28 protein-coding genes, 1 tRNA gene, 1 other RNA gene and 1 pseudogene are annotated in these 25413 nt (G+C 54.5%); 16 read left to right on the top strand and 15 right to left on the bottom strand.

The window, feature by feature from the left end; genetic code table 11:
• The first annotated feature begins 13 nt into the window (after window positions 1–13).
• From efeO to iraP, 4 genes are all read left to right on the top strand, one after another.
• Window positions 14–1129 carry an iron uptake system protein EfeO gene (gene efeO / locus B4M48_RS11005; protein WP_250340900.1) on the top strand — a complete coding sequence of 372 codons (1116 nt, stop codon included), beginning with the start codon at window positions 14–16 and terminating at the stop codon, window positions 1127–1129.
• Window positions 1130–1131: 2 nt separating this feature from the next.
• A complete protein-coding gene (gene efeB, locus B4M48_RS11000) occupies window positions 1132–2412 on the top strand; it encodes an iron uptake transporter deferrochelatase/peroxidase subunit (protein ID WP_288656677.1) in 1281 nt (426 codons plus the stop codon).
• A 528-nt stretch (window positions 2413–2940) separates the two neighbouring features.
• Entirely contained in the window at window positions 2941–3729 is a 789-nt protein-coding gene (gene phoH, locus B4M48_RS10995) for a phosphate starvation-inducible protein PhoH (protein ID WP_039385023.1), read from the top strand.
• A gap of 151 nt (window positions 3730–3880) precedes the next feature.
• Window positions 3881–4243, top strand: a complete 363-nt coding sequence (gene iraP, locus B4M48_RS10990) for an anti-adapter protein IraP (RefSeq protein ID WP_071667935.1) — start codon at window positions 3881–3883, stop codon at window positions 4241–4243.
• Between the two features lie 79 nt (window positions 4244–4322).
• Here the strand turns inward: iraP and B4M48_RS10985 are convergent, their stop codons facing one another.
• Entirely contained in the window at window positions 4323–4535 is a 213-nt protein-coding gene (locus tag B4M48_RS10985) for a hypothetical protein (protein WP_039385019.1), read from the bottom strand.
• Between the two features lie 460 nt (window positions 4536–4995).
• Window positions 4996–5685: an XRE family transcriptional regulator gene (locus tag B4M48_RS10980; RefSeq protein WP_283340789.1), complete on the bottom strand. Its 690-nt coding sequence runs from the start codon at window positions 5683–5685 to the stop codon at window positions 4996–4998.
• Window positions 5686–5832: 147 nt separating this feature from the next.
• On the opposite strand from B4M48_RS10980, the pseudogene B4M48_RS10975 reads away from it, so the two are divergent.
• From B4M48_RS10975 to B4M48_RS10930, 10 genes and pseudogenes are all read left to right on the top strand, one after another.
• A pseudogene (locus B4M48_RS10975) lies at window positions 5833–6144 on the top strand (replication protein); the annotation flags it as partial.
• Window positions 6145–6408: 264 nt separating this feature from the next.
• Entirely contained in the window at window positions 6409–6702 is a 294-nt protein-coding gene (locus tag B4M48_RS10970; RefSeq protein WP_223811756.1) for a hypothetical protein, read from the top strand.
• On the top strand, window positions 6699–7400 hold the full coding sequence (locus B4M48_RS10965) for a replication protein P (protein WP_039385013.1): 702 nt from the start codon (window positions 6699–6701) through the stop codon (window positions 7398–7400). The genes B4M48_RS10970 and B4M48_RS10965 overlap by 4 nt, the downstream gene beginning before the upstream one ends.
• A 94-nt stretch (window positions 7401–7494) precedes the next feature.
• Window positions 7495–8262, top strand: coding sequence for an antitermination protein (locus B4M48_RS10960; RefSeq protein ID WP_288656674.1), 768 nt, complete (start codon window positions 7495–7497; stop codon window positions 8260–8262).
• A gap of 220 nt (window positions 8263–8482) precedes the next feature.
• On the top strand, window positions 8483–8851 hold the full coding sequence (locus tag B4M48_RS10955) for a hypothetical protein (RefSeq protein ID WP_288656671.1): 369 nt from the start codon (window positions 8483–8485) through the stop codon (window positions 8849–8851).
• 172 nt (window positions 8852–9023) lie between these two features.
• Window positions 9024–9254 carry a class II holin family protein gene (locus B4M48_RS10950; protein ID WP_039385006.1) on the top strand — a complete coding sequence of 77 codons (231 nt, stop codon included), beginning with the start codon at window positions 9024–9026 and terminating at the stop codon, window positions 9252–9254.
• A gap of 1 nt (window position 9255) precedes the next feature.
• Entirely contained in the window at window positions 9256–9768 is a 513-nt protein-coding gene (locus B4M48_RS10945) for a lysozyme (RefSeq protein WP_039385005.1), read from the top strand.
• Window positions 9769–9968: 200 nt separating this feature from the next.
• Complete coding sequence (lysC, locus tag B4M48_RS10940) at window positions 9969–10283, top strand: Rz1-like lysis system protein LysC (RefSeq protein ID WP_071667929.1); 315 nt, start codon at window positions 9969–9971, stop codon at window positions 10281–10283.
• Window positions 10284–10393: 110 nt separating this feature from the next.
• Window positions 10394–12214, top strand: coding sequence for an amylovoran biosynthesis protein AmsF (locus B4M48_RS10935; protein WP_039385003.1), 1821 nt, complete (start codon window positions 10394–10396; stop codon window positions 12212–12214).
• Between the two features lie 608 nt (window positions 12215–12822).
• The gene (locus B4M48_RS10930) at window positions 12823–13023 is read left to right on the top strand and encodes a hypothetical protein (RefSeq protein WP_071667927.1); all 201 of its coding nucleotides are present in this window, start codon (window positions 12823–12825) and stop codon (window positions 13021–13023) included.
• A gap of 592 nt (window positions 13024–13615) precedes the next feature.
• Here B4M48_RS10930 and B4M48_RS10925 read toward each other — a convergent pair.
• Complete coding sequence (locus tag B4M48_RS10925) at window positions 13616–13762, bottom strand: DUF333 domain-containing protein (protein WP_283341427.1); 147 nt, start codon at window positions 13760–13762, stop codon at window positions 13616–13618.
• 41 nt (window positions 13763–13803) lie between these two features.
• Here B4M48_RS10925 and B4M48_RS10920 point away from each other — a divergent pair, with 41 nt between their 5' ends.
• Window positions 13804–13998, top strand: a complete 195-nt coding sequence (locus B4M48_RS10920) for a hypothetical protein (protein WP_052246500.1) — start codon at window positions 13804–13806, stop codon at window positions 13996–13998.
• Window positions 13999–14071: 73 nt separating this feature from the next.
• Here B4M48_RS10920 and B4M48_RS10915 read toward each other — a convergent pair whose 3' ends face one another.
• The 3 genes from B4M48_RS10915 to B4M48_RS10905 form a co-directional block, all read right to left on the bottom strand.
• On the bottom strand, window positions 14072–14305 hold the full coding sequence (locus tag B4M48_RS10915) for a hypothetical protein (RefSeq protein ID WP_039384996.1): 234 nt from the start codon (window positions 14303–14305) through the stop codon (window positions 14072–14074).
• Between the two features lie 505 nt (window positions 14306–14810).
• A non-coding RNA gene (locus B4M48_RS10910) (RtT sRNA) lies at window positions 14811–14939 on the bottom strand.
• Window positions 14940–14985: 46 nt separating this feature from the next.
• Window positions 14986–15073: transfer RNA gene (locus tag B4M48_RS10905), tRNA-Ser, on the bottom strand.
• Between the two features lie 246 nt (window positions 15074–15319).
• On the opposite strand from B4M48_RS10905, the gene phoA reads away from it, so the two are divergent.
• Window positions 15320–16726: an alkaline phosphatase gene (gene phoA / locus B4M48_RS10900; protein ID WP_039384994.1), complete on the top strand. Its 1407-nt coding sequence runs from the start codon at window positions 15320–15322 to the stop codon at window positions 16724–16726.
• 62 nt (window positions 16727–16788) lie between these two features.
• Here the strand turns inward: phoA and B4M48_RS10895 are convergent, their stop codons facing one another.
• The 9 genes from B4M48_RS10895 to pth form a co-directional block, all read right to left on the bottom strand.
• Window positions 16789–17514 carry an amino acid ABC transporter ATP-binding protein gene (locus B4M48_RS10895; protein WP_094111097.1) on the bottom strand — a complete coding sequence of 242 codons (726 nt, stop codon included), beginning with the start codon at window positions 17512–17514 and terminating at the stop codon, window positions 16789–16791.
• A complete protein-coding gene (locus B4M48_RS10890; protein WP_039384993.1) occupies window positions 17501–18265 on the bottom strand; it encodes an amino acid ABC transporter permease in 765 nt (254 codons plus the stop codon). Before B4M48_RS10890 ends, B4M48_RS10895 begins: the two co-directional genes overlap by 14 nt.
• Before the next feature lie 45 nt (window positions 18266–18310).
• Complete coding sequence (locus B4M48_RS10885; protein ID WP_071668910.1) at window positions 18311–19072, bottom strand: basic amino acid ABC transporter substrate-binding protein; 762 nt, start codon at window positions 19070–19072, stop codon at window positions 18311–18313.
• Between the two features lie 190 nt (window positions 19073–19262).
• Window positions 19263–20489, bottom strand: coding sequence for an MDR family MFS transporter (locus B4M48_RS10880; RefSeq protein WP_071668909.1), 1227 nt, complete (start codon window positions 20487–20489; stop codon window positions 19263–19265).
• Between the two features lie 11 nt (window positions 20490–20500).
• The gene (locus tag B4M48_RS10875) at window positions 20501–21262 is read right to left on the bottom strand and encodes an ABC transporter ATP-binding protein (RefSeq protein WP_039384982.1); all 762 of its coding nucleotides are present in this window, start codon (window positions 21260–21262) and stop codon (window positions 20501–20503) included.
• Window positions 21259–22263 (bottom strand): FecCD family ABC transporter permease, encoded by a 1005-nt coding sequence (locus B4M48_RS10870; RefSeq protein ID WP_369826786.1) that lies wholly within the window; start codon window positions 22261–22263, stop codon window positions 21259–21261. Before B4M48_RS10870 ends, B4M48_RS10875 begins: the two co-directional genes overlap by 4 nt.
• A 35-nt stretch (window positions 22264–22298) precedes the next feature.
• Window positions 22299–23297, bottom strand: coding sequence for an ABC transporter substrate-binding protein (locus tag B4M48_RS10865; protein ID WP_039384973.1), 999 nt, complete (start codon window positions 23295–23297; stop codon window positions 22299–22301).
• A 214-nt stretch (window positions 23298–23511) separates the two neighbouring features.
• A complete protein-coding gene (gene ychF, locus B4M48_RS10860; RefSeq protein ID WP_039384969.1) occupies window positions 23512–24603 on the bottom strand; it encodes a redox-regulated ATPase YchF in 1092 nt (363 codons plus the stop codon).
• Between the two features lie 109 nt (window positions 24604–24712).
• Window positions 24713–25300, bottom strand: a complete 588-nt coding sequence (pth, locus tag B4M48_RS10855) for an aminoacyl-tRNA hydrolase (protein ID WP_039384967.1) — start codon at window positions 25298–25300, stop codon at window positions 24713–24715.
• Window positions 25301–25413 lie beyond the last annotated feature (113 nt).

Raw genomic sequence — 25413 nt, 5'->3', positions numbered from 1 at the left:
CACGGATACCATCATGAATACCACGTTACGCGCTACCGCCTCTGTCGTCGCGCTGCTGCTTTCCGGGGCTGCAGCCGCTGCAGAGATCCCGCAGTTCACCGTCACCGTTACGGATAAACAGTGTGAGCCCATGACGATGAACGTGCCGGCGGGTAAAAGCCAGTTCATTATCAAAAACCATAGCCAGAAAGCGCTGGAGTGGGAGATCCTGAAAGGGGTCATGGTGGTCGAGGAGCGGGAAAATATCGCGCCGGGCTTTACGCAGAAGCTGACGGCAAATCTGGATGCGGGTGAGTATGAGATGACCTGCGGCCTGCTGAGTAATCCGAAAGGCAAACTGACGGTGGCCGGATCGGGGCAGTCATCAACGCCAGAGCAGAAAGAGCTGCTGCAGCTGGCTCAGCCTATCGCCGACTACAAAGCGTACGTCCTGAATGAAGTTAACGCGCTGGTAAGCAGCACCAAAGCGTTTACGGCAGCGATTAATGCAGGCGACGGTGACAAGGCGAGAGCGCTCTATGCGCCGACCCGCGCCCACTATGAGCGTATTGAGCCTGTTGCTGAACTCTTCTCCGATCTGGATGGCAGTATCGACGCACGCGAAGATGATTTTGAGCAGAAAGCGGCGGATCCTAAATTCACCGGTTTCCACCGCCTGGAGAAGCTGCTGTTTGCCGATCGCACAACGACCGGTGCCGCGCCTTTCGCCAGTCAGCTCAATGACGATGTTAAAGCGCTGCAGGCGCGCATCAGCGCGCTGGCATTTGCGCCGGTTAAAGTCGTGGGCGGCGCAGCGGGTCTGATCGAAGAGGTGGCTTCGAGCAAAATCTCCGGAGAGGAGGATCGTTACAGCCGCACTGACCTGTCTGATTTCCGGGCAAACGTCGACGGCGCGCAGAAAATTGTGTCGCTGCTGCGCCCGCTGTTGCAGCAGCGGAATCCGCAGCTTCTGGCAAAAATCGATACTAACTTCAGCAAAGTTGACGCAATACTGGATAAATACCGTACGGCTGAGGGTTACGCATCCTATGAGAAGCTGACCGCGGCCGATCGCAATGCGTTAAAAGCACCGATTACCGTGCTGGCTGAAGATCTCTCGCTGCTGCGCGGCACGCTGGGCCTCGATTAACCATGGCTAAACAGCATGATGCCATGCAGCCGGCACGTCGCCGGTTACTGCAGGGGCTGGGTGTGCTGGGCGGTGCGGCTGCGCTCGGGGGCAGCTGTCCGTTCCACGCTGGCGCAGCAGCAGAGCATTTTTCTCCTGGCACGGTTGCACCTGATGCGCGTCAGCAGGTGCAACCATTTTACGGGACGCACCAGGCAGGTATCCTGACGCCGCAGCAGGCCGCCATGATGCTGGTGGCCTTTGACGTGCTGGCCGACGGTAAAGCGGAGCTGACGCGTCTGTTGCAACTGCTGACGGAGAGGTTCGCATTTCTGACGCAGGGCGGACCCGCACCAGCGGTGACAAATGCGCAGCTGCCGCCGGCTGACTCCGGCATTCTCGGTGCCACTATTGCACCGGATAACCTGACGCTGACGCTCTCCGTGGGCAGTTCGCTGTTTGACGAACGCTTTGGGCTGGGCGCGCACAAGCCTGCACAGCTGCAGGCCATGACGCGCTTTCCCAATGATTCGCTTGACGCCAGCCAGTGCCACGGGGATTTACTGATTCAGATCTGCGCCAATAGTCAGGACACCGTGATCCACGCGCTGCGCGATATCATCAAACACGCTCCCGATCTGCTGGCGATACGCTGGCGGCGCGAAGGGTTTATTCCTGAGCACGCAGCGCGCAGTCACGGGCAGGAAACCCCGATTAATCTGCTGGGTTTTAAAGACGGTACGGCGAATCCGGATGCGCAAAACGGCGCGCTGATGGATAAAATGCTGTGGGTCACGGCCGATCAGCAGGAGCCCGCCTGGACATACGGCGGCAGCTATCAGGCGGTGCGGATTATTCGTTTCCGCGTTGAGCAGTGGGATCGCACGCCGCTGGGTGAGCAGCAGACTATTTTTGGCCGGGAAAAGCTCAGCGGAGCGCCGCTTGGCGGGCATCATGAGCATGATGAGCCGGATTATGCCAGCGATCCGGATGGGGATGTGATAGCGCTGGATGCCCATATCCGGCTCGCTAACCCGCGTACGCCTGAGACGGCGGACAGCCTGATACTGCGGCGCGGCTACAGCTACTCCGCCGGGATCACCGGGGCAGGGCAGCTTGATATGGGGCTGCTGTTTATCTGCTATCAGCACGATCTCACTAAAGGTTTTATCGCAGTGCAGCAGCGGCTTAACGGCGAGGCGCTGGAAGAGTATGTCCGACCCACCGGCGGCGGCTACTTTTTTGCGCTGCCGGGCGTCGCCGATGCCACGCGCTATCTTGGTCAATCGCTGATTGAGGCCTGAACCCTGCTTCCGGCAATGCGTGTTGCGGCAGATTAGCGTTATGCTCTGCAAAAGGATCCGCAAAGGATCCTTTTAACATTTTATATAACGCATTATTTTAATTGAATTTTTTATGGGAAGCGCCTGATGCCATCGCCACAACAAATCTTAATTTGCATCTAAAAGTAAAAATAGTGTTGCAAATTTTCGGCGCTATGTTTCACTTTACTCATAAGCGTTGTCAGTTTTGTGGCATCAGCCACTGGAGTTCGCGCATGAGGCGTTCCATTCCGGAACCAGCAGGTGTAACACAGCAAGCGCAGTTCTCTGCGGGAGAGAGCCTCCTGTCAACGTTTTACTCATCTTTCATCCACTATCTTCATCATCCCGTTTGTTTTTATCCGGTGCGCTGCGGCGTTTCGGCGCTGTTGTACACCCCGTTTTGTGTATCAGTACGGCTAAAAGGAAGCCAACGTAACCTCTAAAGCGTTCAAGTCATCGCCGCGGGTGATCCGTCGCGATTCATGAAACCAACTGTAAGGTGCCACTATGGGAAGACAGAAAGCAGTGATCAAAGCGCGTCGTGAAGCTCGTCGTGTGCTTCGTAGTGACTCCCGGAGTCATCGTCAGCGCGAAGAAGAATCGGTCACTTCGCTGGTGCAGATGGGCGGGTTAGATGCTATTGGCATGGCGCGCGATGTGCGCGACCGGGCACCAATTGCAGCCCGGAATGAAGCTCAGGCGCACTATCTTAACGCCATAGAAACGAAACAGCTGATATTTGCAACCGGTGAAGCTGGCTGCGGTAAAACCTGGATTAGCGCTGCAAAAGCAGCTGAGGCCCTGATCAATAAGGATATCGAAAGGATTATCGTGACGCGCCCGGTACTGCAGGCGGATGAAGATCTCGGTTTCCTGCCCGGAGACATTTCCGAGAAATTCGCCCCCTATTTCCGTCCGGTTTATGACGTTCTGGTTAAACGTCTCGGCGCTTCCTTTATGCAGTACTGCCTGCGGCCTGAAATCGCCAAGGTAGAGATTGCGCCCTTCGCCTATATGCGTGGACGTACTTTTGAGAACGCAGTGGTTATCCTCGACGAGGCACAAAACGTTACCGCTGCACAGATGAAGATGTTTCTGACCCGCCTGGGGGAAAACGTCACGGTTATCGTTAACGGTGATATTACTCAGTGCGATCTGCCCGCCAGCGTCCAGTCCGGTCTTGCCGATGCGCTGGCGCGCTTTGAAGAGGATGAGATGGTGGGCGTGGTGCGCTTTGCGAAAGAGGACTGCGTTCGCTCAGCACTCTGCCAGCGCACGCTGCACGCCTACGGCTGATAGCATCCCATCCCGTTGATAAACCCGGCCCCGGCCGGGTTTTTTTCTGTCCCTAATTTCACCGGCAAAGCATGACGACCTTTCAGAGTGATGAGAGTTGCAGCGGTTCGCTAACGCGGTAAGATTGATCTTTTTTCAGGGAGCACAACCAATGAAAAACGTCGTCCTGAGTATGCTGGCAAAAATATCGCACATCGATGCGGACATGAAACAGCTGACCGCCCGGGTTGAAGCACAGTCGCTGCTGATTAGCGCGCTGGTACTGGCCGTCAGCAGGCAGGGTGGAGTGACGGAGATGATCGATGCGGCTAATAAAGCGATCAATACGGTTATCGACTCCGCTGAAAGCGATGAGGTGCTGAGGTCCGATGCCGCTATTCTGCTAAGCGAATTGCAGAATCTGCTGACTATCTCTCAGGCCGTGGATAAAGCCGATGGTGAAATTAACCATGCAGGACTGAGCGAGCTGACCGGCGTTGCGGCTGCTGAACCCGCTTTACCCGCTAAAAAGTAAGCTGGCCAGACACAGCAGATAATCAAGCCTGAACGCGTGTTCAGGCTTTTTTCAGGCATAAATTCATGCCGCGGCTGGCTTATTCGCCGTTAATACGCTGTTTCATTTCGCGCTGGTGCTTGTGATAGTCCTCTCCGCACTCTGCAGAGCAAAATGCAGTATCGGCGACAACGCGTTCATCTCTGCACCAGATACAGTTGCCCGTTGCGCTCACCAGACGTGGTTTACGCGCAAACAGGGCGCTCTCCAGATGAGCGGCTTCTCGTTCCTGTGCCAGATCTACATCATCCATAACTTTTTCCTTAATAAAACATATGTTTCTTCAGGCCCCACGGCCCTGACCACGTTGATGACAATCCAGGAGGTGTCTGCAACATGGCGTCTCCTTCAGCAGGTTTGAGCGAAAGAGGTAGCTGATACCCGCATCCGGTTTATGCCTGCTGAATGTTGCTGCCGGGTCAGTTTAGCAGAGGTGGAGCAGAGCTGCGGTCTGAGTTTGCTGATGATGGCGCATTGCGGTCAGGAGTGGGCACCTGAATCCGATAATATGCATTGCACAAATTGGCAGGGGACGCAACCTTACAGGGGCGCCATTTATTGCGCCCTGGCATTATGCGTAAAACGCATAGCATGGCACAAAACAGCTTCAGGTAAACCAAACCAGGCTAATATTTTCACATTAGATTTTATGAAAATAATGCGGCAGGTACAAAAAAGCCCGCATAACGCGGGCCTGGTTGAAAAGAGGGCGGTTATCCGTGACGTCGGAACTGCTGGGACTGACTGAGCATTACCCTGCCAGCAACATGGAGCATAGAGAGTTCTTCTTCTGAGATAGACCATTCACGATAACGGGGATTGTCAGAGATAACGATAATTTCGCGCTTAACTTTTTGCAGGCGCTTAACAAACATATCGCCGTTGAAGTCAAAGACGTAAATTCCATCCCCATCAAACGTACTGACAGCTACGTCTACAAAGATGAGATCACCGGGCTCAATGGTTCCCTCCATGCTGTCACCGCGGACGTTGATCAGCTTAACAGAGGTTTCCGGCCGGTTGCCGAATATCACGCGCGCCTGATCCGGAACATATTCAATAGACCTTATGACTTCAACCACATCTTTAGACGGCGACCCGTCTCCGGCACTTGCAGCAACGTCAAGAACATCAATCCTGTACACATCTTTTCTCCCCTTTTTTATAATGGAACTTACACTGTATGAATCTACAGTATCATTAGCCTCATTAGAAGAGAATAGCTCAGAAACAGGAACTGACAGGGCTGCTGCAATTTTGTGTAGCAGACCATCACTGTATCCCTGTATGCCGCGTTCCAGGCGTGACAGATTGCCCACATCGCTATCTGTACGCAGGGCAAGTTCACTCAGGGTCATCTTATTCGCTTTGCGAATCTGTCTGATTTTATCGCCTATTTTCATAGCGGATAGTTAACCTTTTTTATGCGTTACACGCAAAGCGCCTTGCGCATATTTAATTATACTCATAATATGCGTGATACGCATTATTTAAATGCATTGCCACAATGCCATCGCGGAAAGTGCGTGTATAGAAAAAAGTGAAAATTTATGACGCTAATCAGGCCCGGACTGCGGGCCGTGGAGACAAGTATGGCAGATACCGAAGAGGGATTTACACGTCTGGCAAACGCGCTGTATGAGGAGCTGATAGGGGCCAGCCTGACGCGAAATCAGGCCAAAGTCGCACACGCCGTTTGCCGGAAAACCTGCGGCTTTAATAAAAGCATGGACCGTATTGCTGACAGCCAGATAAGCCAGTTAACCGGGCTGCCAAGACAGAAGGTTAACAAGGCAAAAAATGAGCTGATTCAGATGGGTGTGCTTATCCGGGAAGGGACGATGATCGGCCCAAATAAACACCTTTCACAGTGGCAAATACCGGGGTGTCACCGGGAGGGTATCACTGTCACCAAATCCGCGACAGCGCTGTCACCAAAACAGAGGCATACAAAAGACACTGTGACAAAAGACAATAATTCTGCGTCAGAGAATCCTGGTGAATCCCCTGACACATCCTCTGCAACGCTTTCTGCATCGCGTCCTGAAGCCGCGGTCCGGACTCCCAGGGGGGACAAGTGGGGAACCGAAGAGGATCTCAAAACAGCCAGGTGGATGTTCAGCAGGGTGCAGATTGTCGCTCCGCATGCCCGGCAGCCCGCCTGGCCCGCCTGGTCAAACGACATCAGACTGCTGCGCTCGGCCCTGCAGGTTACGCACCGCGATATCTGTGAGGTATTTCTCTGGGCCAGCCGCGATCGCTTCTGGCAGTCAAACGTGCTCAGCCCTGCGAAGCTGCGGGAAAAGTGGGACACACTGAAAATTCAGATGAACCAGCCAGACCGTAACCGGGCGGCACCAGCGGGGCAGCAGCCTGCCGTCCACTGGAACAGCCAGGAAGCATGGGAGAACTTCATATGAGAGATCTCGTCACGGCAGTTAATCATCGTGACAGCAGCGCGCTGGCGCGCATGGCCGGTGACGTCCCGCAGCCGGCGGATCGACGCCTGCATCAGGCGATCGAAAAAGTGATAGATGAGTTCTTCAGCGGGCTGAAGCAGGTTTTCCCCGCCTCAGTCAGCACGGTCTGGCGGGATCCGGCAGACGAAGCCGCCGCTAAACGTCAGTGGATAGCCGCCTTAGCGGAGAACGGCGTGACCAGCAAACAGCAGCTTTCAGCCGGCATGCGCCAGGCGCGCGCCAGCGGCTCGCCGTTTCTTCCATCACCGGGCCAGTTCATCAGCTGGTGTAAACAGGACGCTTTCGCCGCTGCGGGCCTGCCGGATGAAGAGACGCTCTATAGCAGGGTGATGACCTACTGCGCGCAGCGTGGCGACTATGCCTCTCCGGAGCACTATCCGTGGAAGAGCAACGCCGATTACTGGATGGTTACCAGCCTCTGCAGCCTGATGCGCGCTAACAACCTGAGCGAGTCTGAGCTGCGCATTAAATGCCGCTCAGAGCTGCGCAAAATGTCTGCGCGGATCGAGGCCGGTGAAACAATTCCTGAGCCGCGCAGGCAGCTGCTGAAGGCTGCAATGCCCTCCACCCCGGAAAAGGCGAGGGAGGGCGTGGCCCTGCTGCGCGCTACGCTGAAAGCAAAACGCACTACAGCATGATGCAAAGGATTCAGCACGACATCGATATCCCGCTGTGGCGGCAGATGTACCGCCGGGATAAAACAGGCGAACTGATTAAGCAAAGAGAGGCAGTATGAGCTTAGAAGCAACGGTTAAGTATCATTTTCCGAAGGGGCAGAACTTTAGCGGAACAGCACCGCAGACGTCGCCTGATACGCTTACCGGCATCGACTATATCGCCGCCATAGGTATGACGCAGAGCCGCGTTCAGCTCGGTTACAGCGCTTTCATGGGGAAGATGGGCGCCAGTGAAATCGACGCAGCACGGGCCGTCTCCCTGCTAACTGATTTTGCACTGGAGAGCTGCGATAAGGTTGCCGCCTTTCGCAAGCTTGATGCCGGTGTCAGAACGGCAGTTATGCAAACGCTCGCCGCTTATGCCTGGCTCGATTACTGCCGCAGCGCCGCCAGCGTGAAGCCGTGCGAATGCTGTCAGGCCACCGGATTCATCGAGGCAGAGGTGTTTTCAATGAAATCGCCTCTGCACGGCGGCCTCACCAGAAACGTCAAAGAGGCCGTACGCGTGCTCTGCAGGGCGTGCAAAGGCAAGGGCGTCGTATCAACTGCATGCCGCGACTGTAACGGACGCGGACAGGCAGTGCTAAAAGCGGCAACGGAAAAGCAGGGGGTGCCGGTGAAGGGTGAGTGCAGGCGCTGCTGCGGGCGCGGCTACGAGCGCATACCCTCAACCGGGGCGTATAAGGCAATTTCAGAATTCACCGGCGCTATCAGCCTGGACACATGGAAGAAGAGCGGTAAGCCATTTTACGATCGGCTTATTACTAAGCTGGAAGCTGAGGAAACCCGCGCAGATGCCGCGCTGAAAAGCGCCACTGCATAGCGACCTAAAAAATAGTGTATTAAATTATCGCAGGCTATTTACTTTTCCCGAACCCGGGGGTATACTTTTCAACAGTTGAAGTTGCGTGATGATGTTCAGCCCGCAAACTAAATCAGCTTTCATCACTCTGTGATAATAAAAGAGCCCTGCAGATTCACACGCTGCGAGGGCTTTTTTTATGGGCATCTGAAATATATGATGCCGATTTCAGGGAGAAATAATGAGAATTCTGTGCGCCCTTTTAATCGTGCTGTGTGCGCCATCTTTTGCTGTGATATCGGATGCGCAACGCGCAGCTAACGATCTGTGCGAAATGGAATGGCGTATAACTGACCGATCAATGTCGACCCATCTCAGCACCAGGCAAATAGTGTCAGAAGAAGTTCAGGCGTTTGAAGCGGATGGGCACGCTCTTTCCGACTACGCTATTGAAAAAGATGACTTCATAAGCGTCTCTGTAAAAGGCGCAGAAACCTACAGAAAGATGACTAAGGGTGTCAGCTATCCCTATGCAGATACAAGAGATTTTTTGAGGGGAAGAATGATGCCGCTGTGTATCAAAAACGTTCTGGAAACGCTTAAAAAATAATCCTGAATAGTTTATTTCCTTTTCTAAAGGCACTGCTTCGGCGGTGCCTTTTTCGTTTCCGCCCCCGCCACTCAATGCGACATCAATGCTATCCGTTGTGGCGGAGGGCCTCTTTTCTTCTGTTGATCAACAGCACCTGTCCGATCGGACGGCGTCTGCGAGCACTCAAACTATGAGCAAACTTGTTACTGGTGTTGCCCTGGGCACGTCCGGGGGCACCATTCTTAACGGTGTACTCACCAGCCTGAGTCCTGATGAGTGGTCTGCCATCGGCGTACTGGCAGGTATTGCCGGCATCATCATTACAGGGCTCATCAACTGGTACTTCAAACGCAAGGTCGCCAACGCTCAGGTAAAAGCACTTGAGAAATATGGTCCGGCCGTAAAAGTGGAGGAGGATTGATATGACTATGTCCGGCAGCGTGCGCAGAAAACTGATCGCCGCCGCAGGTGGCGGCTCCATGCTGATTGCCACCCTGTTTCTTGGCGGAAAGGAGGGAGCGGAAGGGCGTACTTATAAAGCTTATCAGGATGTGGCCGGCGTCCGGACCGTCTGTGACGGGCATACCGGCAGCGATATCATCAGTGGCAGGCAGTATAGCGATAGCGACTGCGATCGGCTGCTGCAAAACGATCTCCGGTCCGTTAAAAAGGTGGTCGATGGCGTAGTAAAGGTTCCCCTGAGTGAATACCAGCGCGCATCGCTATACAGCTTTGCCTATAACATCGGCCCGTCTGCTTTCACCCGCTCCACTCTGCTCAAAAAACTCAACGCTGGCGATCGGGCTCAGGCCTGCGAAGAGCTGCGCCGCTGGGTCTATGCCGGTGGCATAAAATGGCGCGGGCTGATGCATCGTCGCGACATGGAACGCGCTTTGTGCCTGGCGGAGAGTAGTGATGATTTGGCTGATAAATAACGGGCATCTGGTACTCAGGCTCTTCCTTATGGCGACGGTTGTGATATCTGCCGCCGTTGCCAGTCACTACCACTCGCGAATGTTGCAGGCGCAGGAGGAGATCTCCCGGGCAGTCCAGGCCCGGAAAAAGGCGGAGTCAGTAACCAGCAACCTCATTACCGCAGTAATGCTCTTTAACGATATCGCAAAGGCTGCTCATCATGATCGATATCAAAACGACGCTGAAAGCGAGAGGCGCGTTGTCTACATCAGGCAGGCGGTTAAAGAGGATGCGTGTTCCGCTCACTCTGTTCCTGCTGATGTGGCTGACAGCCTGCGCAGACACAGAGAAAGAATACGTTCAGCTTCCGGCAATGCCCGTTCCGGCAGAGCTGCTGGCTGACTGCGAAATCCCTCCCGTACCCGATCCTATGACCTGGGGCGACAGCCTCGAACTTAACGAAAGGCTTATGACGTCGGTTGAAAACTGCAACCGGGATAAGCGCGCCATAAGAAAAATTGAATCGCTCCGGTAACTCATCAGGCGATTTTCTCACTATCTGCATTTTGCAGGTTATTTACCTTAACCGAAAAATAAAGCTTCTCCACGAGCAAACAGGCTCAATAAACCCTAAAAGGAAATATCATGATCGAAGTAAATTCATTTGCTGAACTCCGCACCACCAAACCTTCTGCATCAGGTGAAATTGCATTTCTTAAGCGCTATTACGACAGGGACTCAACCTTTAATGGTGGTGGCCGCTTTGTAGGCTTTGTCGACACAAAGGGTAAAGCCCCTGCGGATGACAGTGGCACCGTTGCGGTCTCTTCTGCCGGCGATTATTACTGGCAGCGTATTATTGATGATGTATCCGCTATTAATATTTTCCATTTTGGCGGCAAGCGCTTACGCGGCTCGGTTTCATTTGATGCCGATAACGGCGCAGTTAACCACGATGCCTGTATCAACATGTACCGCTGGGCCAGAGGCTTTGTATCACCGGTTGATGATCCGAACAAAAACCCTATCCGCGATATCGGAATACGTTTTCCTGCCGGTAAGTTTATTATTAATCCTGTCGATTTAACCGGTGAAGGCGAGCTGCCATTCTTCAATCTCTATGGCGACGACTGCGAATATGGTGTTGCACCCAGAACGATTATTACCTCGGATAAGTCAGCTAACACCGTTTTCAAAATTAAAGCGCGCCGGACGGCTATTCGCGGTATTTTCTGGGATGGTCAGGCGACCGCCGATACCACGGCAAACACCGGCGCGATTACCACTGCAATGGTAAGTAACCAGCAGCCATTTTTTGAAAATATTACCATTGAAGGCCAGTACATCAACGTCACCTGTTTTCGTGTGGAAAACAATGGTAACTCGGTGTTCAGGTTTATCGATACGCTTGATACGCGACTGGATCAGATTTACTCCAGCAATACCTATGGTCGGGTATTTGACATTACCTGGTCCGATTCACCCCAGGGTAACTGGGACCACTCAACGGCCGTGGAGCTAACCAACTCCAATTTCCAGCACGGTTATGGTGATGCCACGCTGTTTATGCCGCGCGTGGGGCAGGGCCTGATCCGTAATGTATGGATTGAACATACGCGCTTCCCTGGCGATCTGAGTAATGGTCAGTGGATCATTGATGCGCTGAGCATCGAATCCTCCATTAACCCGCTGAAGCTTAACTACTCACGTGTTCTGATGCGCCAGCTAAGCCTGCAGTCCGGTTCCAGCATTGATACCGAGCGCACCGGCTTTGCGCTGCTTTCAAACTATGAACAGGGCTGGCGCCGTGATGAGAACTTTGGCACCCAGATGACGGGTTCGATGAAGGCGGGCTGGTACTCGGGATATCGCGTCTCCAATACCAGCACGGAAGATAAGTGGTTCCGCCTTGGCAAGTTCTTTTTCCCTCGTGCTAATCAGCACTGGAACATCGACATGTTGGGCAAAGCGCTGCGTGATACTCAGACACAGCCAGCTACCGCACCACTGCTTACCAACGTCTGCGGTAAAACATTGCTCAATATTTATCGCGGAGAAAGTTCGGTCGGCGGCAATCTGCATTATGAAGGTGATTCCGGTGTCATCGACTGCATTGTTCGCACCACTGATGATAAAGGAAAATATGCTGAAGTCTGGATCAAGCTTAAAGCACAGTGTGGTGATGTAGTCATCAACCTTACTACTGATGGCCCGTCGCGGTTCGATGGCGGTGAATGTTCACTGTTTAATCCTGATTTGTCTGAAGTGACCAATCTGAATACGGATAACCGCGTTAACCTGTCAACGGTGATGAACTATCACAACGGCACCGCCGGCGTGGGTTATGACGGCAAAGTGGTTACGCTGACGTCCGATCCGGCATCGGCACCGGCCGCATCAGCCACGGCGGCGGGTTACATTACCGTCAGGATTAACGGCGTTAACCGCAAGCTCGCCTATTTTTAACTGCCTGAGAGAGTATTGCGGCAGGTAAAAAAGAGCCTGAACGAGAGTTCAGGCTCTTTTCACTCTCTGTTTTGATCTCAGGTCTCGACAGGTGCCCATCGTATCAGCGTGGGCAGCACGGCGGCGTTCTTGTGCGTTTATAGTTATTCTCCTGTCAGTTAGCTTTGATTGAGCGTTGCCGCGCACCAAAGCTTACTGCTTTGTATGTTTGCACTTTTTCAGCGCCTGATGTTAAGGAGCGGCGGGACTCAGTTCCGTGCCCCTGCGTTGCTTCAGCGTGCTGGTGATGAGATTAAATGAAATGCATCTGTTATGTGATTTTATTTTTTTTCAGACGTAAAAAAACCCGCGTTACACGGGCGTAAATTCGTTCAATAAGGGCAAATCATTTGTCAGCGTTAGCTGACGACAGTAAGGATATGCGTTCAGTGTTACTTAAGGAAACAACCATTCGACAAATTACTCTGCGTGGCACGCATTGCATAAAAAAGCCCGCTTAGCGCCGGCTTTAAGAGGAAGCATAGTAGCTCAATAGAAGAAAAAGCCCGATAAACCGACATCCCGACCCCGCAAGTGTTAATGTGGTTAGCAGTTACAGATGGGGGATTATGGAAAATGACAATGACAGAGTGGAATTGATAGCTAATGCCATTTTGAAAGCAGCACTCGAACTCGCTGACACCGGGGCTGAAACCACAATCGAAGAGTTGCTGGGCAGGCTTGAGGCCTACCGGCGAGCAACCAATGATGTCTTCATGGCAGATGTATACCGCGATGCCATAGTGATCATTAAGAACGGCAAGTTATAAGCATAAAAAGCCCGCTCAGTGGCAGGCTTATGGGTGAGGGAGCATGAAAAACCAGGATGCGATCCGGATATTTTTTACAGTTCAGGCTTCATTTTCCCAAATACTTTCTCAATATCAGCTTCATATTCTTCTTTGTTATCACTCATGGCCGCCACGCCCGGGAGCTTAACGATGTGCTGCCTGAAAGATTTGACGCCGATTTCGGAAAGAAACAAGTGTAAATTATTGATCGCTAAGCTGTATCGATGTAAATGCCTTAGCGTGTGCAATGCCGCATTTCTGCGGCCTTATCTTATCTAAACGCTCTTTCCGGCTACTAACCCGTAGTAAACGCTATCACGACATTCACAAAGCCAGCAGCTAACAGAACAAAGCCCGGAACGAGGTAATTTTTGTCCCGCTTATTGCGCGCCAAATAGAACATTGCGAACGCAATGCAAAACATCGGAATTGATATCTTCGCAAAAACTGACATGCCATCTCCTTAGCTAAAATTTTCTTCCTGCTATCAAACAGTAAACCAGACGCATTTTCGTACCGATCGCCAGGCCCGGCACCTTACATTTTAGTTACCGTTAACCGGCACCACAGCTTATTGGTTATCTTGGCGGTACAGTGCCCACTCCTCGATACGCTCCCCACCCGGAAGGGTGCAGTAACCTGAATCACCATCAGGACCTTTAACTATGTCCGGTTTACCCCCCATTTTTTCACAATAAACTGAGGCAGGGTTAGACATGCCTGTTTGCTGAGGCTTGTCTGTCATTCATCAGCTTCATCATGCGCGAGCCATCAGGCCGCAGCACCGTTGCCACTTCTGACTTCGTAGAGGAGCTGGAGCGCGTTAACTGGCACTTTACGCTCAAGGCAGCCAATGACTGGATCCGGAGCCATACAACCACCTTCCGCGACGCTTCAACGCAGGAGGGCGAGAACATGACGTGGTTCCGGTTCAACCTTAACGGTGGCCTCTGAGGGGTTCCCTTCACCGGCGCAGGACTACACAGAGCCGCGGCTTAACTTTGCCAGGCTATCGATAACCGCGAGGCTATAACCTTCCGTTAACGCGCTGGTTATCTCTCAGAACATCAATAGCGGTCTGCATTGCTATTTTATTATCGCGTAACTTCTGTTTGTTTTGCTGTATCTGGAGGTATTCAAGAAGTGTGCGTGTATTGACTGGCCGTCCGGTTCTGCCGACTTCGATCACAGCATCACCGAGTATGGTTTTTACAGGAGGAAGCTGGGCAGGGTACCAGTCCAGCGTGTCTTCAGATTTCATATCAAATTTCTCAGGGACGGGCAGTATATCACATGACAGGGGATATAGCGCCCGACTATAAAAACAACCATTCCTGTTATGGTTCCTTCTCATCATTATTGTTAGAAACCTGTGAGGCAATCTTAACCAGCGCGACACTACCTGCGCCGGCGAATGCAATCATTAGAATGATAGCGATCCAGCATGGAAAATTCATTTTGTACTGTCGCTTATGGCCTCCTGTATGAAGGCGCCATTAAGCCTGACATTGCCTGAGCAAATAGTAATCACATCAATTAGCCGTACCATGTGTTAGCGCAGGCAGTCACGAAGCATGAAGATATAGGGAAAATGATCACGGAAGGGCTGAGTTGGTCGCTTGCGCCATCTCAAAAGCTGTATGTGAGCTCATGTCTGAAGGTCATGATGTCACTGTCGAACCCGGTCGGAGGTTCTCATACCCCTCTCCCTGTGCAATATGCAAAAAAAAAGCCTGAACGTGAGTTCAGGCTCTTCTTCAAATTTGTGGCGGTGAGAGGGGGATTGATTCGCTTCGCTCACCCTGCGGGCAGCGTCGCAGGCTCCGCTGTCCGGTGAACAGAGTTCACCGTCGAACCCGGTCGGAGGTTCTCATACCCCTCTCACTGTGCAATATGCAAAAAAAAAGCCTGAACGTGAGTTCAGGCTCTTCTTCAAATTTGTGGCGGTGAGAGGGGGATTCGAACCCCCGATACGTTGCCGTATACACACTTTCCAGGCGTGCTCCTTCAGCCACTCGGACACCTCACCACATATTTTTTTGCTAACCGCACTGGGTCAACGGGGCGCTACTATAGGGAGTTAGCTGAAAAGGGTCAAGCGCTATTTTCTCCTTTTTTTCTATCTGCTTAAGCTCTGCGCAGATTGTATTAACCCTGTTCGCTTCGCGGCGATTGTCATAGAAACGTTGCGCGTCTGACACAAAAATGTCATCCCGCTGACGCAGACTTGGCAGCGAAAATAACCGGGTTGTCTCACTGATAAGGATGCTGAAGAATGAAACACTTACCTCTGCTGACGGTTTCACTGCTGGCTTCGCTGATTGCCACCTCCGCGGTGGCAGATGTTACAACATACAATAGAGCAGCAACTGGCGATTTGACGCAGCATGGTGGCGCGCGTCGGCTGAGCAGCGATCAGACTGAGGCGCTGAAAGCCTCGCTGAGTAATCAGACGGCGAAAAATGTCATTTTACTGATCGGCGACGGCATGGGTGACTCTGAGATCACCGCGGCACGTAACCTTGCAGTGGGAGCGGGCGGCTTTTTTGCCGGTATTGATGCGCTTCCGCTTACCGGGCAGTACACGCACTATTCGCTGGATAAAAAAACGCATAAACCCTCTTACGTCACTGACTCTGCCGCGTCCGCCACCGCGTGGGCTACAGGCACCAAATCCTATAACGGGGCGATTGGCGTCGACGTCAATGGCAAGGATCAAATCACGCTGCTTGAGCTGGCTAAAGCGGCCGGCAAAGCAACGGGTAATGTCTCTACTGCCGAACTGCAGGATGCTACGCCAGCGGCACTGATGGCGCATGTTACCTCACGCAAATGCTACGGCCCGGAGAAAACCAGCGAACTCTGCCCGGGCAACGCCTTAGAGCAGGGCGGCCGCGGCTCAATTACCGAGCAAATGCTGCTGACCCGGCCGGATGTGGTCCTGGGCGGCGGTGCAAAGAGCTTTAACGAGGTGGCTAAAGCAGGCGACTATAAAGGCAAAACGCTGTATGAGCAGGCGCAGGCGCGCGGCTATCAGCTGGTAGAAAACCTGGACGCAATGAACGCGGTACAGCAGGCCACCCAGCAGCAGCCTCTGCTGGGGCTGTTTGCGCCGGGCAATATGCCGGTGCGCTGGCAGGGTCCCAAAGCCAGTTATCATGGCAACATCGATAAACCGGTGGTGACCTGTAAGGTTAATCAGGATCGTCCGGCATCGGTGCCGACGCTGGCGCAGATGACAACAAAAGCGATCGACCTGCTGAGCAAAAATGAGAAAGGGTTCTTCCTGCAGGTCGAGGGCGCTTCAATCGATAAACAGGATCACGCGGCTAATCCGTGCGGCCAGATTGGCGAAACGGTCGATCTCGACGAAGCGGTCCAGGTGGCGCTGGCCTATGCCCGCGAACATGGCGATACGCTGGTGGTGGTCACCGCCGACCACGCGCACAGCAGTCAGATTGTTGAGAACGGCACCAAAGCCCCGGGCCTGACCCAGGCGCTGAACACGAAAGATGGTGCGGTAATGACCATCAGCTACGGCAACTCGGAAGAGGATTCGCAGGAGCATACCGGTGCTCAGCTGCGCATTGCTGCTTACGGACCGCACGCGGCAAACGTGGTGGGGCTGACCGATCAGACCGATCTGTTCTTCACACTAAAAAATGCGCTGGCGCTTAAATAAGCGGATAGCAGACAGAAAAAATCCACGCTGCGGCGTGGATTTTTGTTATTACCGGAGCAGTATCACCCCAGCACTTTGCTGAGAAACGCCTGAGTACGCGGATTTTGCGGCCGGGTGAACAGCACATCCGGCGTGTCCAGCTCCTGAATGATCCCCTGATCCATAAACATCACGCGATCTGCCACTTCGCGCGCAAACCCCATTTCATGCGTGACAATCACCATAGTCATGCCTTCCTGCGCCAGCATTTTCATGACGCTCAGCACCTCGCCGACCAGCTCAGGGTCGAGCGCGGAGGTCGGCTCATCGAACAGCATGATCTCCGGCTCCATCGCCAGCGCCCGTGCAATAGCAACGCGCTGCTGCTGGCCGCCGGATAAGCTGTTTGGCCAGGCGTGCATCTTATCGGTTAAGCCCACCTTCTCCAGCAGCGCTTTAGCCTGCTCTGTGGCCTGCTGGCGCGACAGTTTGCGCACATCCATCGGCGCCATAATCAGGTTTTCCAGCACCGTCATGTGCGGGAACAGATTGAAGCGCTGAAACACCATACCCACGTGTTGGCGCAGCGTATTGATGCGGGTTTTGGGATCCTGTACCTCAAATCCGTTCACCACCACGCGACCGCCGTCAATGCTTTCAAGCCCGTTCAGGCAGCGCAGGAAGGTGCTTTTACCGGAGCCGGACGGACCGATAACGCACAATACTTCCTGCGCCGGAATGTCACAGCTGATGCCGTTCAGCACCTGGTTTTCACCAAAGTTTTTCTGCAAGTTTTCAACGTGGATCACTTTTGCCAAACCTCTTTTCCATGTAACGAACCAGCAGCGACAGCAGGAAGGTGAATACCCAGTACACCAGCGAAATCACCAGATAGGGCTCCCAGTAAGTCGCATAGGCGCCTGAAACCGTACGGGCAGCATACGCCAGATCGGCGAGGCCGATCGCTGACGCCAGCGATGAATCCTTAACAATAGCGATCGCGTTGTTGCCGAGCGGCGGCAGCATGCGGCGAAACGCCTGCGGCAGGATCACTCTGCGCATAGTGCGACCATATGGCATGCCGAGCGATCGCGACGCTTCCATCTGGCCGCGATCGATCGACTGGATCCCGGCGCGAAAAATCTCTGATACGTAAGCGCCTGCATTAAGAGTGATGGCCACAACGCAGGAAAGAAAAGCGCCGTAGTTGGCGCGCAGCTCGCGGGCAAACTCTGCCGGCATAATGCCGTTCGCCACCAGCACGCCGTCGCGCGGATTGATAAATAGCGGGATCAGCGCAAAGTGCACGACCATAATCTGCACGAACAGCGGCGTGCCGCGAAAAGCGCTGATATAGATGCGCACCGGCCACTGAATGCCGTAATGCAGTATATATTTCCACGGGCCGTGCGGCGCCGACGCCAGGCGGCCTAAGCCGAGCGTCAGGCCCCACAGGGTGCCCGTGATCACACAGATAAGCGTGCATTTGAGGGTCATCATCGCGCCGTCGATAAACAGCGGCATATATTCCCCGATGATTTCCCAGCGGAAGCCAGTCATAAAAACGTCCTTATTGTGCCGCGCGAGCGCGCGGCGACGGGAAAATTACTGCGCGGGAAGAGCAGGAACGTTGCTGTCGAACCAGGTCGCGTAAATTTTCGCATAGGTGCCGTCGGCAATGATTTTTTGCAGGCCGGCGTTGATCTTGCTGCGTAATTCATCGTTGCCTTTTGCTACCGCGATGCCGAAATACTGGCGCTCAAACTTGTTATCAGAAACCAGTTTGAACTGCTTTTCCGGATGCGTTTTTATGTAGTATTTCACCACGCCAACATCCCCCACGGCCGCGCCAATACCATCTTCATACAGCTCCTGCAGCATCAGCGGCGTATTATCAAAACGTTTAATCGCCGTGCTGTTTTTGCCCAGCACATCGGAGACCACGATATCGCCGGTACTGGAGTTCACCACGCCTACGTTCAGGTTCTTCAGCGACGCCAGTGACGATACGCTGGCGGTTTCCGGTACCACAATAGCCTGTTCAGCCGGGAAGTAGGGCGCGGAGAAATCCACCATCTGTTTGCGCTTATCGGTGATGGTAATGCCGGAGATAATGATGTCGCGATCGCCCGAATTGAGTGTGGCAAAGATGCCTTCCCACGGGGTATTGACCAGCTTAATATCAAAATTTTCCGCTTTGGCGACGGCCTTGATAATGTCGATATCAAACCCTTCCAGCTGCTTCTGCGCGTTTTCAAATTCGAACGGACGGTAAGTGCCGCCAGAGCCGACAACATAGGTAACGGCCTGCGCCGCCGTGGCTGACAGTGCCAGCACTAAGCCCAGCAGGGCTGAACGGGTAAACATAGTGATTCTCCTGGAGAAGGGACAAGATGCGTAATTTATGCAAATTTAATGCATAAAAATACACATTGCTGCATGCTCTGGCAAGCGGAATAGTCAGCGCTGAGGACAATATTCATCAAAGCGTGAAGGGGGGCATCCGCCCGTTGTGGCACAGTGCGGAACGCAGGAGAGCAGCGCGTCCGGCCGCAGGTCACGCTTTGCGCAATGGCGCACAGATAATGCGCATGGCAATCGCGCTGGCGAGAGGAAACAGCGCCAGCAGTAGCCACGGCAGCCGTGCCGCCTCTGAGGGTTCGCGCGCCTGTTCCAGCACGCCTCCCAGCAGGACGTTACCCAGCAACACCGCCACGCCACCGGCAGTGGCCAGGGCGCCATAGTGCGCGCCTAGCGATGACGGCTCCGCAAACCACGGCACCAGGTCTTTTGCCGCCGGCACCAGCAGCATCTGTCCCAGCGTCAGCAGCGTGACAAAAGCTGCTGCGGGCAGCAGGCGTAGCCAGCCCGCGGCGGGAGTAGCATCAGCACACAGCGCCACGCTGAGAAATGCCACGGTAATCAGCGCAAAGCCCCACGGCACAACCCGCGCCGCGCCGGTGTGGCGGGCGAGACGCGCCAGCGGCAGCTGCAGCGTAATGATCAGCAGCGAGGCCAGCATAAACAGCGGCGCCAGATCGCTCTCCTGACCGCCGGCGCGCTGGATCTCCACCGGCAAGGCCAGATAGAGCTGGTTATAGCTCAGCAGCCAACTGCTGTAAGCGATAATAAATGCTACAAAGCGCGGCTGGTGAAAGGTGCGCCACCACGGCACGATCTGCAGCGAAGCGCGGCGTACTGGCGCGGCGGGCAGGGTGAAAAAGAGCACAATCATCGCCAGCACAAATACCGCCGCGCCGGCATAGGCGATCTGGCGAAAACCGTAGCCGGTCAGCAGCGCGCCCGCGGCCGGACCGATAACGGCACCCAGTTCACCGCAGACGGCAAACAGGGCGAACCACTCTGCCCGGCTGCGTTTACCTTCAGCTTCACTCTGCGTACCCGCTTTCGCCAGCAGCGCTTCAATAGAGGGCGAAAACAGCGCGCCGCCAATACCGGTCAGACAGGCACCCATGATAACCGGCGTTAAAGATTCACTGCCTGCCAGCAGCAGATAGCCGCTGATACGCACCATGCAGCCTGCCAGCACCACACGCCGGGCACCAAAGCGATCGGAGAGCGCGCCGCCGAGCAGAAACATACCCTGCTGACAGAAGGTGCGCAGTCCCAGTATCAGCCCGACAAGCGTGCCGGAGAGCGCCAGATCGTCGCGCAAAAAAATGGCCAGGAAAGGCACCACGGCGTAAAAGCCAAGGTTGAAAATAAACTGGCAGCCCGGCAGCAGAGGCAGCCAGAGCCGCGTGGCGGGCCGGGGCACAGACATGAAGGTTTCCGTCAGGCGATATAGTGAATGTGTTTACCGCTGTGGTAAGGGGAGTTTTCAATTTTTGCCCGCACGCGGAAAACATCCCACAGCAGATCCTCATTCAGAATCGCCTGCGGCGTGCCGGTGGCAACAATCTCTCCCTGCTGCATCACAATCAGCGTATCGCAAAACATCGAGGCGTGATTGAGATCGTGTATTGCGACGATGCTGGTCACCGGCAGTTCGCTGATCAGTTTCATTAACTGCATCTGGTGATGAATATCGAGGTGGTTGGTCGGCTCGTCCAGCAGAATTTCGCTCGGCATCTGCGCCAGCGCCCGCGCAATATGCACCCGCTGCCGTTCACCCCCGGAGAGGCTCTGCCAGCCCTGTTCACTTTTCTCTACCATATCCACGCGCTGCAGCGCCGCCAGCACCGCGGCGTCATCCTGCGCACTCCAGCTGGAGAAAGGGGAGTGATGTGGAATACGTCCCAGTTTCACCACGTCGCGCACGCGCATATTGGCCTCCGTCATCCCGTGCTGCTCAACAAAGGCCACCCGGCGCGCCAGCGCTTTTTTGGCGATAAAGCGGATATCGTTGCCATCCAGCGTGACCTGTCCTGCATGCGGACGCCGCAGGCCCGCCAGCACGCGCAGCAGCGACGATTTACCGGAGCCGTTTGGCCCCAGCAGGCCCACGGTCTCTCCGCGCGCTACGTTCAGCGAGACATCATTAACAATGACTTTCCTGCCCACTTTCCACGTAATATTTTCAGCGCAAATACTCATGGTTTATTTCCTGAGCGGTAAATGATGATGGCGAAGAAAGGAACGCCGACCAGCGCAGTAACCACGCCTACCGGCAGGCTTTGCGGCGCAATCAGCAGGCGCGAGGCGATATCCGCCAGCACCATCAGAATCGCTCCCGCCAGCGCGCACGCGAGCAGCAGGGTGCGATGCAGCGGGCCGAAGAAAAAGCGCATCACGTGCGGCACAACCAGGCCGACAAAGCCGATCGAGCCGGCCATGCTGACAATGGTGGCGGTGATCAGTGCGGTAGTGGTAAACAGGATCAGGCGCACCCGCGGTACGGCGATACCCAGCGACGCGGCGGCATCATCACCAAAGGTAAACGCATCCAGTGCGCGCGCGTACCAGAGACAGATCGCCAGCCCCAGCAGCACCACAATCAGCACCAGCTGAAATTCCGGCCAGCGCACGCCGCTAAAACTGCCCAGTAACCAGAACATCACGTCACGCGCCTGCTGGGCGCTGGCTGACGTGCTGATGGTGTAGGCGGTCACGGCATTAAACAGCTGAGAGGCCGCGACGCCGGCGAGGATGGTGCGTTCATTGCCGCTGCGCGCGCCCTTAGTGAGAAAAGCGACAAACGCAAACGCGGCAAAGGCGCCGGCAAACGCCCCCGCCGAGAGCGAAACAGCGCCGGTGCCGAGACCCAGAATAACAATGGCCACCGCGCCGGTAGAGGCGCCCGCCGATACGCCCAGCACGTAAGGCTCCGCCAGCGCGTTTTTCAGCAGGCTCTGCAGCACTGCGCCGCAGATGGCGAGACCCGCGCCGCAGCAGGCGGCAACCAGCGCCCGGCTAAGCCGGAAGTCCCAGATCACGCTCTCATAAATTCGATTGAGCGGCTCTGCCGTCAGGCCCAGACGGTTGCTGAACGCGTAAAACACGCTTCTGAGCGGCACCGGGAGTTCGCCCACGCTGATCCCCAGCGCAATGACCAGGGTCAGAAGCAGCAGCGCCGCTGCTGTGGTCACGCTGAGCATCAGCGTCTGCCGCACGGCGGTAACAGCGGAGGGCATTAATTCAGCCCCAGCTTACGCAGCTGCTCTGCCACCTGCTCCGCGCCGTAGATGGTGCGGATAGTCGGGTTCATCGCCTGGCCATCCATGACCACGATATGCCCTTTTTTCACCGCATCCAGCTGGCTTACCGCCGGGTCGCTCTTAAGGAATTTAATCTTCTCTTCGGCGCTGTCCAGCGTCCAGCGGTTACGATCGAGGCTGGAGACAACAATCACATCCGGGTTGGCAGCAATAATGCTCTCCCAGCCCACGGTAGGCCACTCGGTCTCGGTAGTAATGGCGTTATGCCCGCCCAGCACGCTGGCAATGAAACCGGAAGCGCTGTTTTTGCCGCCCACATAGGCGTCTGCCGCAGGGGAGGAGCTGGAGAACCAGAAGACAAAAGAGAGGTTACGCTTGTTTTTACTGAAGGTTTCACGCAGTGCGGCTTCACGCTGTCTGAAATCCGCAATCAGCGCCTGACCGCGATCTTCCACATTGAAGATACGTGAGAAATCGTCAATCTCTTGATACAGATAAGTCATGTCCCACAATTTCTGACGACTGCCGTACATATCACCCGCGCCTTTTTTGGTGGCGCACATGCCGGGCGACATATAGCTGTTCAGCCCCAGCGTGGCAAAATCTTCACGCTTTGCGACCTTGCTTTCCGGACCGAGCAGCAGCGGCGCCTGCGCCGGTACAAAGTCCGGGTTCTGCGCCAGAATCGATTCCAGCGTCGGGATCTCCACGGTCAGCGTTTTGATTCCGGCGTTCTGCTTCGCCAGCTGCGGCAGCACTTTTGTCGGCCAGAAAGCGCTGGCAACAATCTTATCCTGCAGCCCGAGCAGCAGCAGGATCTCCGTGGTGTTCTGTCCCAGCGCAACCACGCGCTCCGGCGCCTTGGTAAACGTCTCTTTATAGCCACAGTTTTCGATGGTCAGCGGGTAGGGGGCAGCAGCGACTTGACTGGCGGCAGTAAACAGTAAAGCAAATGCACAAATGACGTTTTTCATCTAACCCTTTCTCGTTTAAAAACGCTGATCCGTAAAGTTTATGCCCGCGATAATAATGATAATGAATTACATTATCAATGGTTGGCTATCGCCGGTGACTGCCTGACGGTAATGGCATAAGCCGCCATAAAAAAATCCACGCCGGAGCGTGGATTTGAAAGCAGTTGCTTAGCTTCGCGAGATTAACGGTGATCCCGCGAACCAGCCGGGGTCATCAGACGTTGAACAGGAAGTTCATCACATCGCCATCTTTAACGATGTACTCTTTGCCTTCGGAACGCATTTTGCCCGCTTCTTTGGCACCCTGCTCACCTTTATAGGTGATGAAGTCATCAAAGGCGATGGTTTGCGCACGGATAAAACCTTTTTCAAAATCGGTGTGAATTTTACCGGCGGCCTGTGGGGCAGTGGCGCCTACCGGGATGGTCCAGGCGCGCACTTCTTTAACGCCAGCGGTGAAGTAAGTCTGCAGGTTCAGCAGCGCGTAACCGGCGCGGATCACGCGGTTCAGACCTGGCTCTTCCAGACCCAGCTCAGCCATAAACTCATCGCGCTCTTCATCATCCAGCTCAGCGATGTCAGATTCAACGGCAGCACACACCGGCACCACTACCGAGCCTTCTGCTTCAGCAATAGCGCGTACCTGGTCAAGGTACGGGTTGTTCTCAAAGCCATCTTCATTGACGTTGGCGATGTACATGGTGGGCTTCAGCGTCAGGAAGCTCAGGTAGCGAATAGCGGCTTTTTCATCAGCGTCCAGCTTCAGGGCACGCAGCATACCGGCGTTTTCCAGGTGTGGCAGGCACTTCTCCAGCGCAGCCAGCTCCGCTTTCGCGTCTTTATCACCGCCTTTGGCTTTTTTCTGGCAGCGCTGGATGGCGCGCTCACAGGTATCAAGGTCAGAAAGCGCCAGCTCAGTATTGATGATATCAATATCCTCCGCCGGGTTAACTTTGCCTGAGACGTGAATAATGTTCTCATTCTCAAAGCAGCGCACTACGTGACCAATCGCTTCAGTTTCACGGATGTTGGTCAGGAACTGGTTGCCGAGGCCTTCGCCTTTCGATGCGCCTTTTACCAGTCCGGCAATATCCACGAACTCCATGGTGGTAGGCACCACGCGCTGGGGTTTAACAATCTCGCTCAGCTGATCGAGGCGCAGATCGGGCATCGGTACTACGCCAGTGTTTGGCTCGATGGTGCAGAACGGAAAGTTCGCTGCTTCGATACCCGCTTTGGTCAGCGCGTTAAACAGGGTAGATTTACCAACGTTTGGCAGGCCCACGATACCGCATTTAAATCCCATGATCTGATTACCTTTCTCACTGAGGGTGGCACACCGCCGGGCGGTACGCCTGATTCAAAAAATTTCGCGCATTATACACAGAATTGCCCGGCGCGGCGCGGGAATTGCCTTAGCCCGCTTTGAAAGCGTGCAGACGATTCATCGCTTTAATCTTATCCTCTTTCAGCCATAGCTCCGTGCAGCGCACCGCTTCATCAACCGCGTCATCAATCAGCTTCTGCTCGCTGGCCGGCGGTTTCCCCAGCACAAATCCGGTCACCTTGTTGCGATCGCCAGGATGACCAATACCTACGCGTAAACGGTGAAAATTATTGTTGTTACCCAGCTTGCTGATAATGTCTTTCAGGCCGTTATGCCCGCCGTGCCCGCCGCCCTGTTTAAATTTGGCAACGCCCGGCGGCAGATCCATCTCATCATGCGCCACCAGAATCTCTTCAGGCGTAATGCGGTAAAACGTGGCCATTGCCGCCACCGCTTTACCACTGAGATTCATATAGGTGGTCGGCACCAGCAGCCGCACATCATTCCCGGCCAGAGCCAGGCGCGCCGTATAGCCAAAGAATTTAGGCTCCTCTTTTAGCGCCTGATTATGGCGGCTGGCCAGCAGATCCAGATACCACGCGCCGGCGTTATGACGCGTCGCCGCATATTCGGCACCGGGATTTGCCAGTCCCACAATCAGTTTAATGCTGCTCACAATAGTTATCCTGTTCTCCTGCAGAAAGGTGGCTAGTTTACTGTCTGCTAAGAGGGATGACAAAGATTGTCAGGCAAAAGTAGTGTCAGAGTGTGATTAGTCAATTTCTATAT

The organism is Pantoea sp. UBA6567 (assembly GCF_002434165.1).
Classification (GTDB): domain Bacteria; phylum Pseudomonadota; class Gammaproteobacteria; order Enterobacterales; family Enterobacteriaceae; genus Pantoea; species Pantoea eucrina.
Note: the sequence above shows the minus strand (reverse complement) of the source record. Positions and strands in the feature narration are given on the sequence as shown.

Bases quoted from the DNA above. Each gene is read 5' to 3' on its own strand.
- B4M48_RS10925 (WP_283341427.1), bottom strand. From the start codon at position 13,762: ATGTCTAACCCTGCCTCAGTTTATTGTGAAAAAATGGGGGGTAAACCG.
- B4M48_RS10980 (WP_283340789.1), bottom strand. From the start codon at position 5,685: ATGAAAATAGGCGATAAAATCAGACAGATTCGCAAAGCGAATAAGATG.
- B4M48_RS10865 (WP_039384973.1), bottom strand. From the start codon at position 23,297: ATGAAAAACGTCATTTGTGCATTTGCTTTACTGTTTACTGCCGCCAGT.
- B4M48_RS10915 (WP_039384996.1), bottom strand. From the start codon at position 14,305: ATGAAATCTGAAGACACGCTGGACTGGTACCCTGCCCAGCTTCCTCCT.
- B4M48_RS10945 (WP_039385005.1), top strand. From the start codon at position 9,256: ATGACTATGTCCGGCAGCGTGCGCAGAAAACTGATCGCCGCCGCAGGT.
- efeB (WP_288656677.1), top strand. From the start codon at position 1,132: ATGGCTAAACAGCATGATGCCATGCAGCCGGCACGTCGCCGGTTACTG.
- B4M48_RS10935 (WP_039385003.1), top strand. From the start codon at position 10,394: ATGATCGAAGTAAATTCATTTGCTGAACTCCGCACCACCAAACCTTCT.
- lysC (WP_071667929.1), top strand. From the start codon at position 9,969: ATGATCGATATCAAAACGACGCTGAAAGCGAGAGGCGCGTTGTCTACA.
- B4M48_RS10955 (WP_288656671.1), top strand. From the start codon at position 8,483: ATGAGAATTCTGTGCGCCCTTTTAATCGTGCTGTGTGCGCCATCTTTT.
- B4M48_RS10875 (WP_039384982.1), bottom strand. From the start codon at position 21,262: ATGAGTATTTGCGCTGAAAATATTACGTGGAAAGTGGGCAGGAAAGTC.
- B4M48_RS10950 (WP_039385006.1), top strand. From the start codon at position 9,024: ATGAGCAAACTTGTTACTGGTGTTGCCCTGGGCACGTCCGGGGGCACC.
- B4M48_RS10890 (WP_039384993.1), bottom strand. From the start codon at position 18,265: ATGACTGGCTTCCGCTGGGAAATCATCGGGGAATATATGCCGCTGTTT.
- ychF (WP_039384969.1), bottom strand. From the start codon at position 24,603: ATGGGATTTAAATGCGGTATCGTGGGCCTGCCAAACGTTGGTAAATCT.
- efeO (WP_250340900.1), top strand. From the start codon at position 14: ATGAATACCACGTTACGCGCTACCGCCTCTGTCGTCGCGCTGCTGCTT.
- B4M48_RS10965 (WP_039385013.1), top strand. From the start codon at position 6,699: ATGAGAGATCTCGTCACGGCAGTTAATCATCGTGACAGCAGCGCGCTG.
- B4M48_RS10985 (WP_039385019.1), bottom strand. From the start codon at position 4,535: ATGGATGATGTAGATCTGGCACAGGAACGAGAAGCCGCTCATCTGGAG.
- B4M48_RS10930 (WP_071667927.1), top strand. From the start codon at position 12,823: ATGGAAAATGACAATGACAGAGTGGAATTGATAGCTAATGCCATTTTG.
- B4M48_RS10885 (WP_071668910.1), bottom strand. From the start codon at position 19,072: ATGTTTACCCGTTCAGCCCTGCTGGGCTTAGTGCTGGCACTGTCAGCC.
- iraP (WP_071667935.1), top strand. From the start codon at position 3,881: ATGAAAAACGTCGTCCTGAGTATGCTGGCAAAAATATCGCACATCGAT.
- B4M48_RS10920 (WP_052246500.1), top strand. From the start codon at position 13,804: ATGCGCGAGCCATCAGGCCGCAGCACCGTTGCCACTTCTGACTTCGTA.
- phoH (WP_039385023.1), top strand. From the start codon at position 2,941: ATGGGAAGACAGAAAGCAGTGATCAAAGCGCGTCGTGAAGCTCGTCGT.
- B4M48_RS10880 (WP_071668909.1), bottom strand. From the start codon at position 20,489: ATGTCTGTGCCCCGGCCCGCCACGCGGCTCTGGCTGCCTCTGCTGCCG.
- B4M48_RS10870 (WP_369826786.1), bottom strand. From the start codon at position 22,263: ATGCTCAGCGTGACCACAGCAGCGGCGCTGCTGCTTCTGACCCTGGTC.
- B4M48_RS10960 (WP_288656674.1), top strand. From the start codon at position 7,495: ATGAGCTTAGAAGCAACGGTTAAGTATCATTTTCCGAAGGGGCAGAAC.
- phoA (WP_039384994.1), top strand. From the start codon at position 15,320: ATGAAACACTTACCTCTGCTGACGGTTTCACTGCTGGCTTCGCTGATT.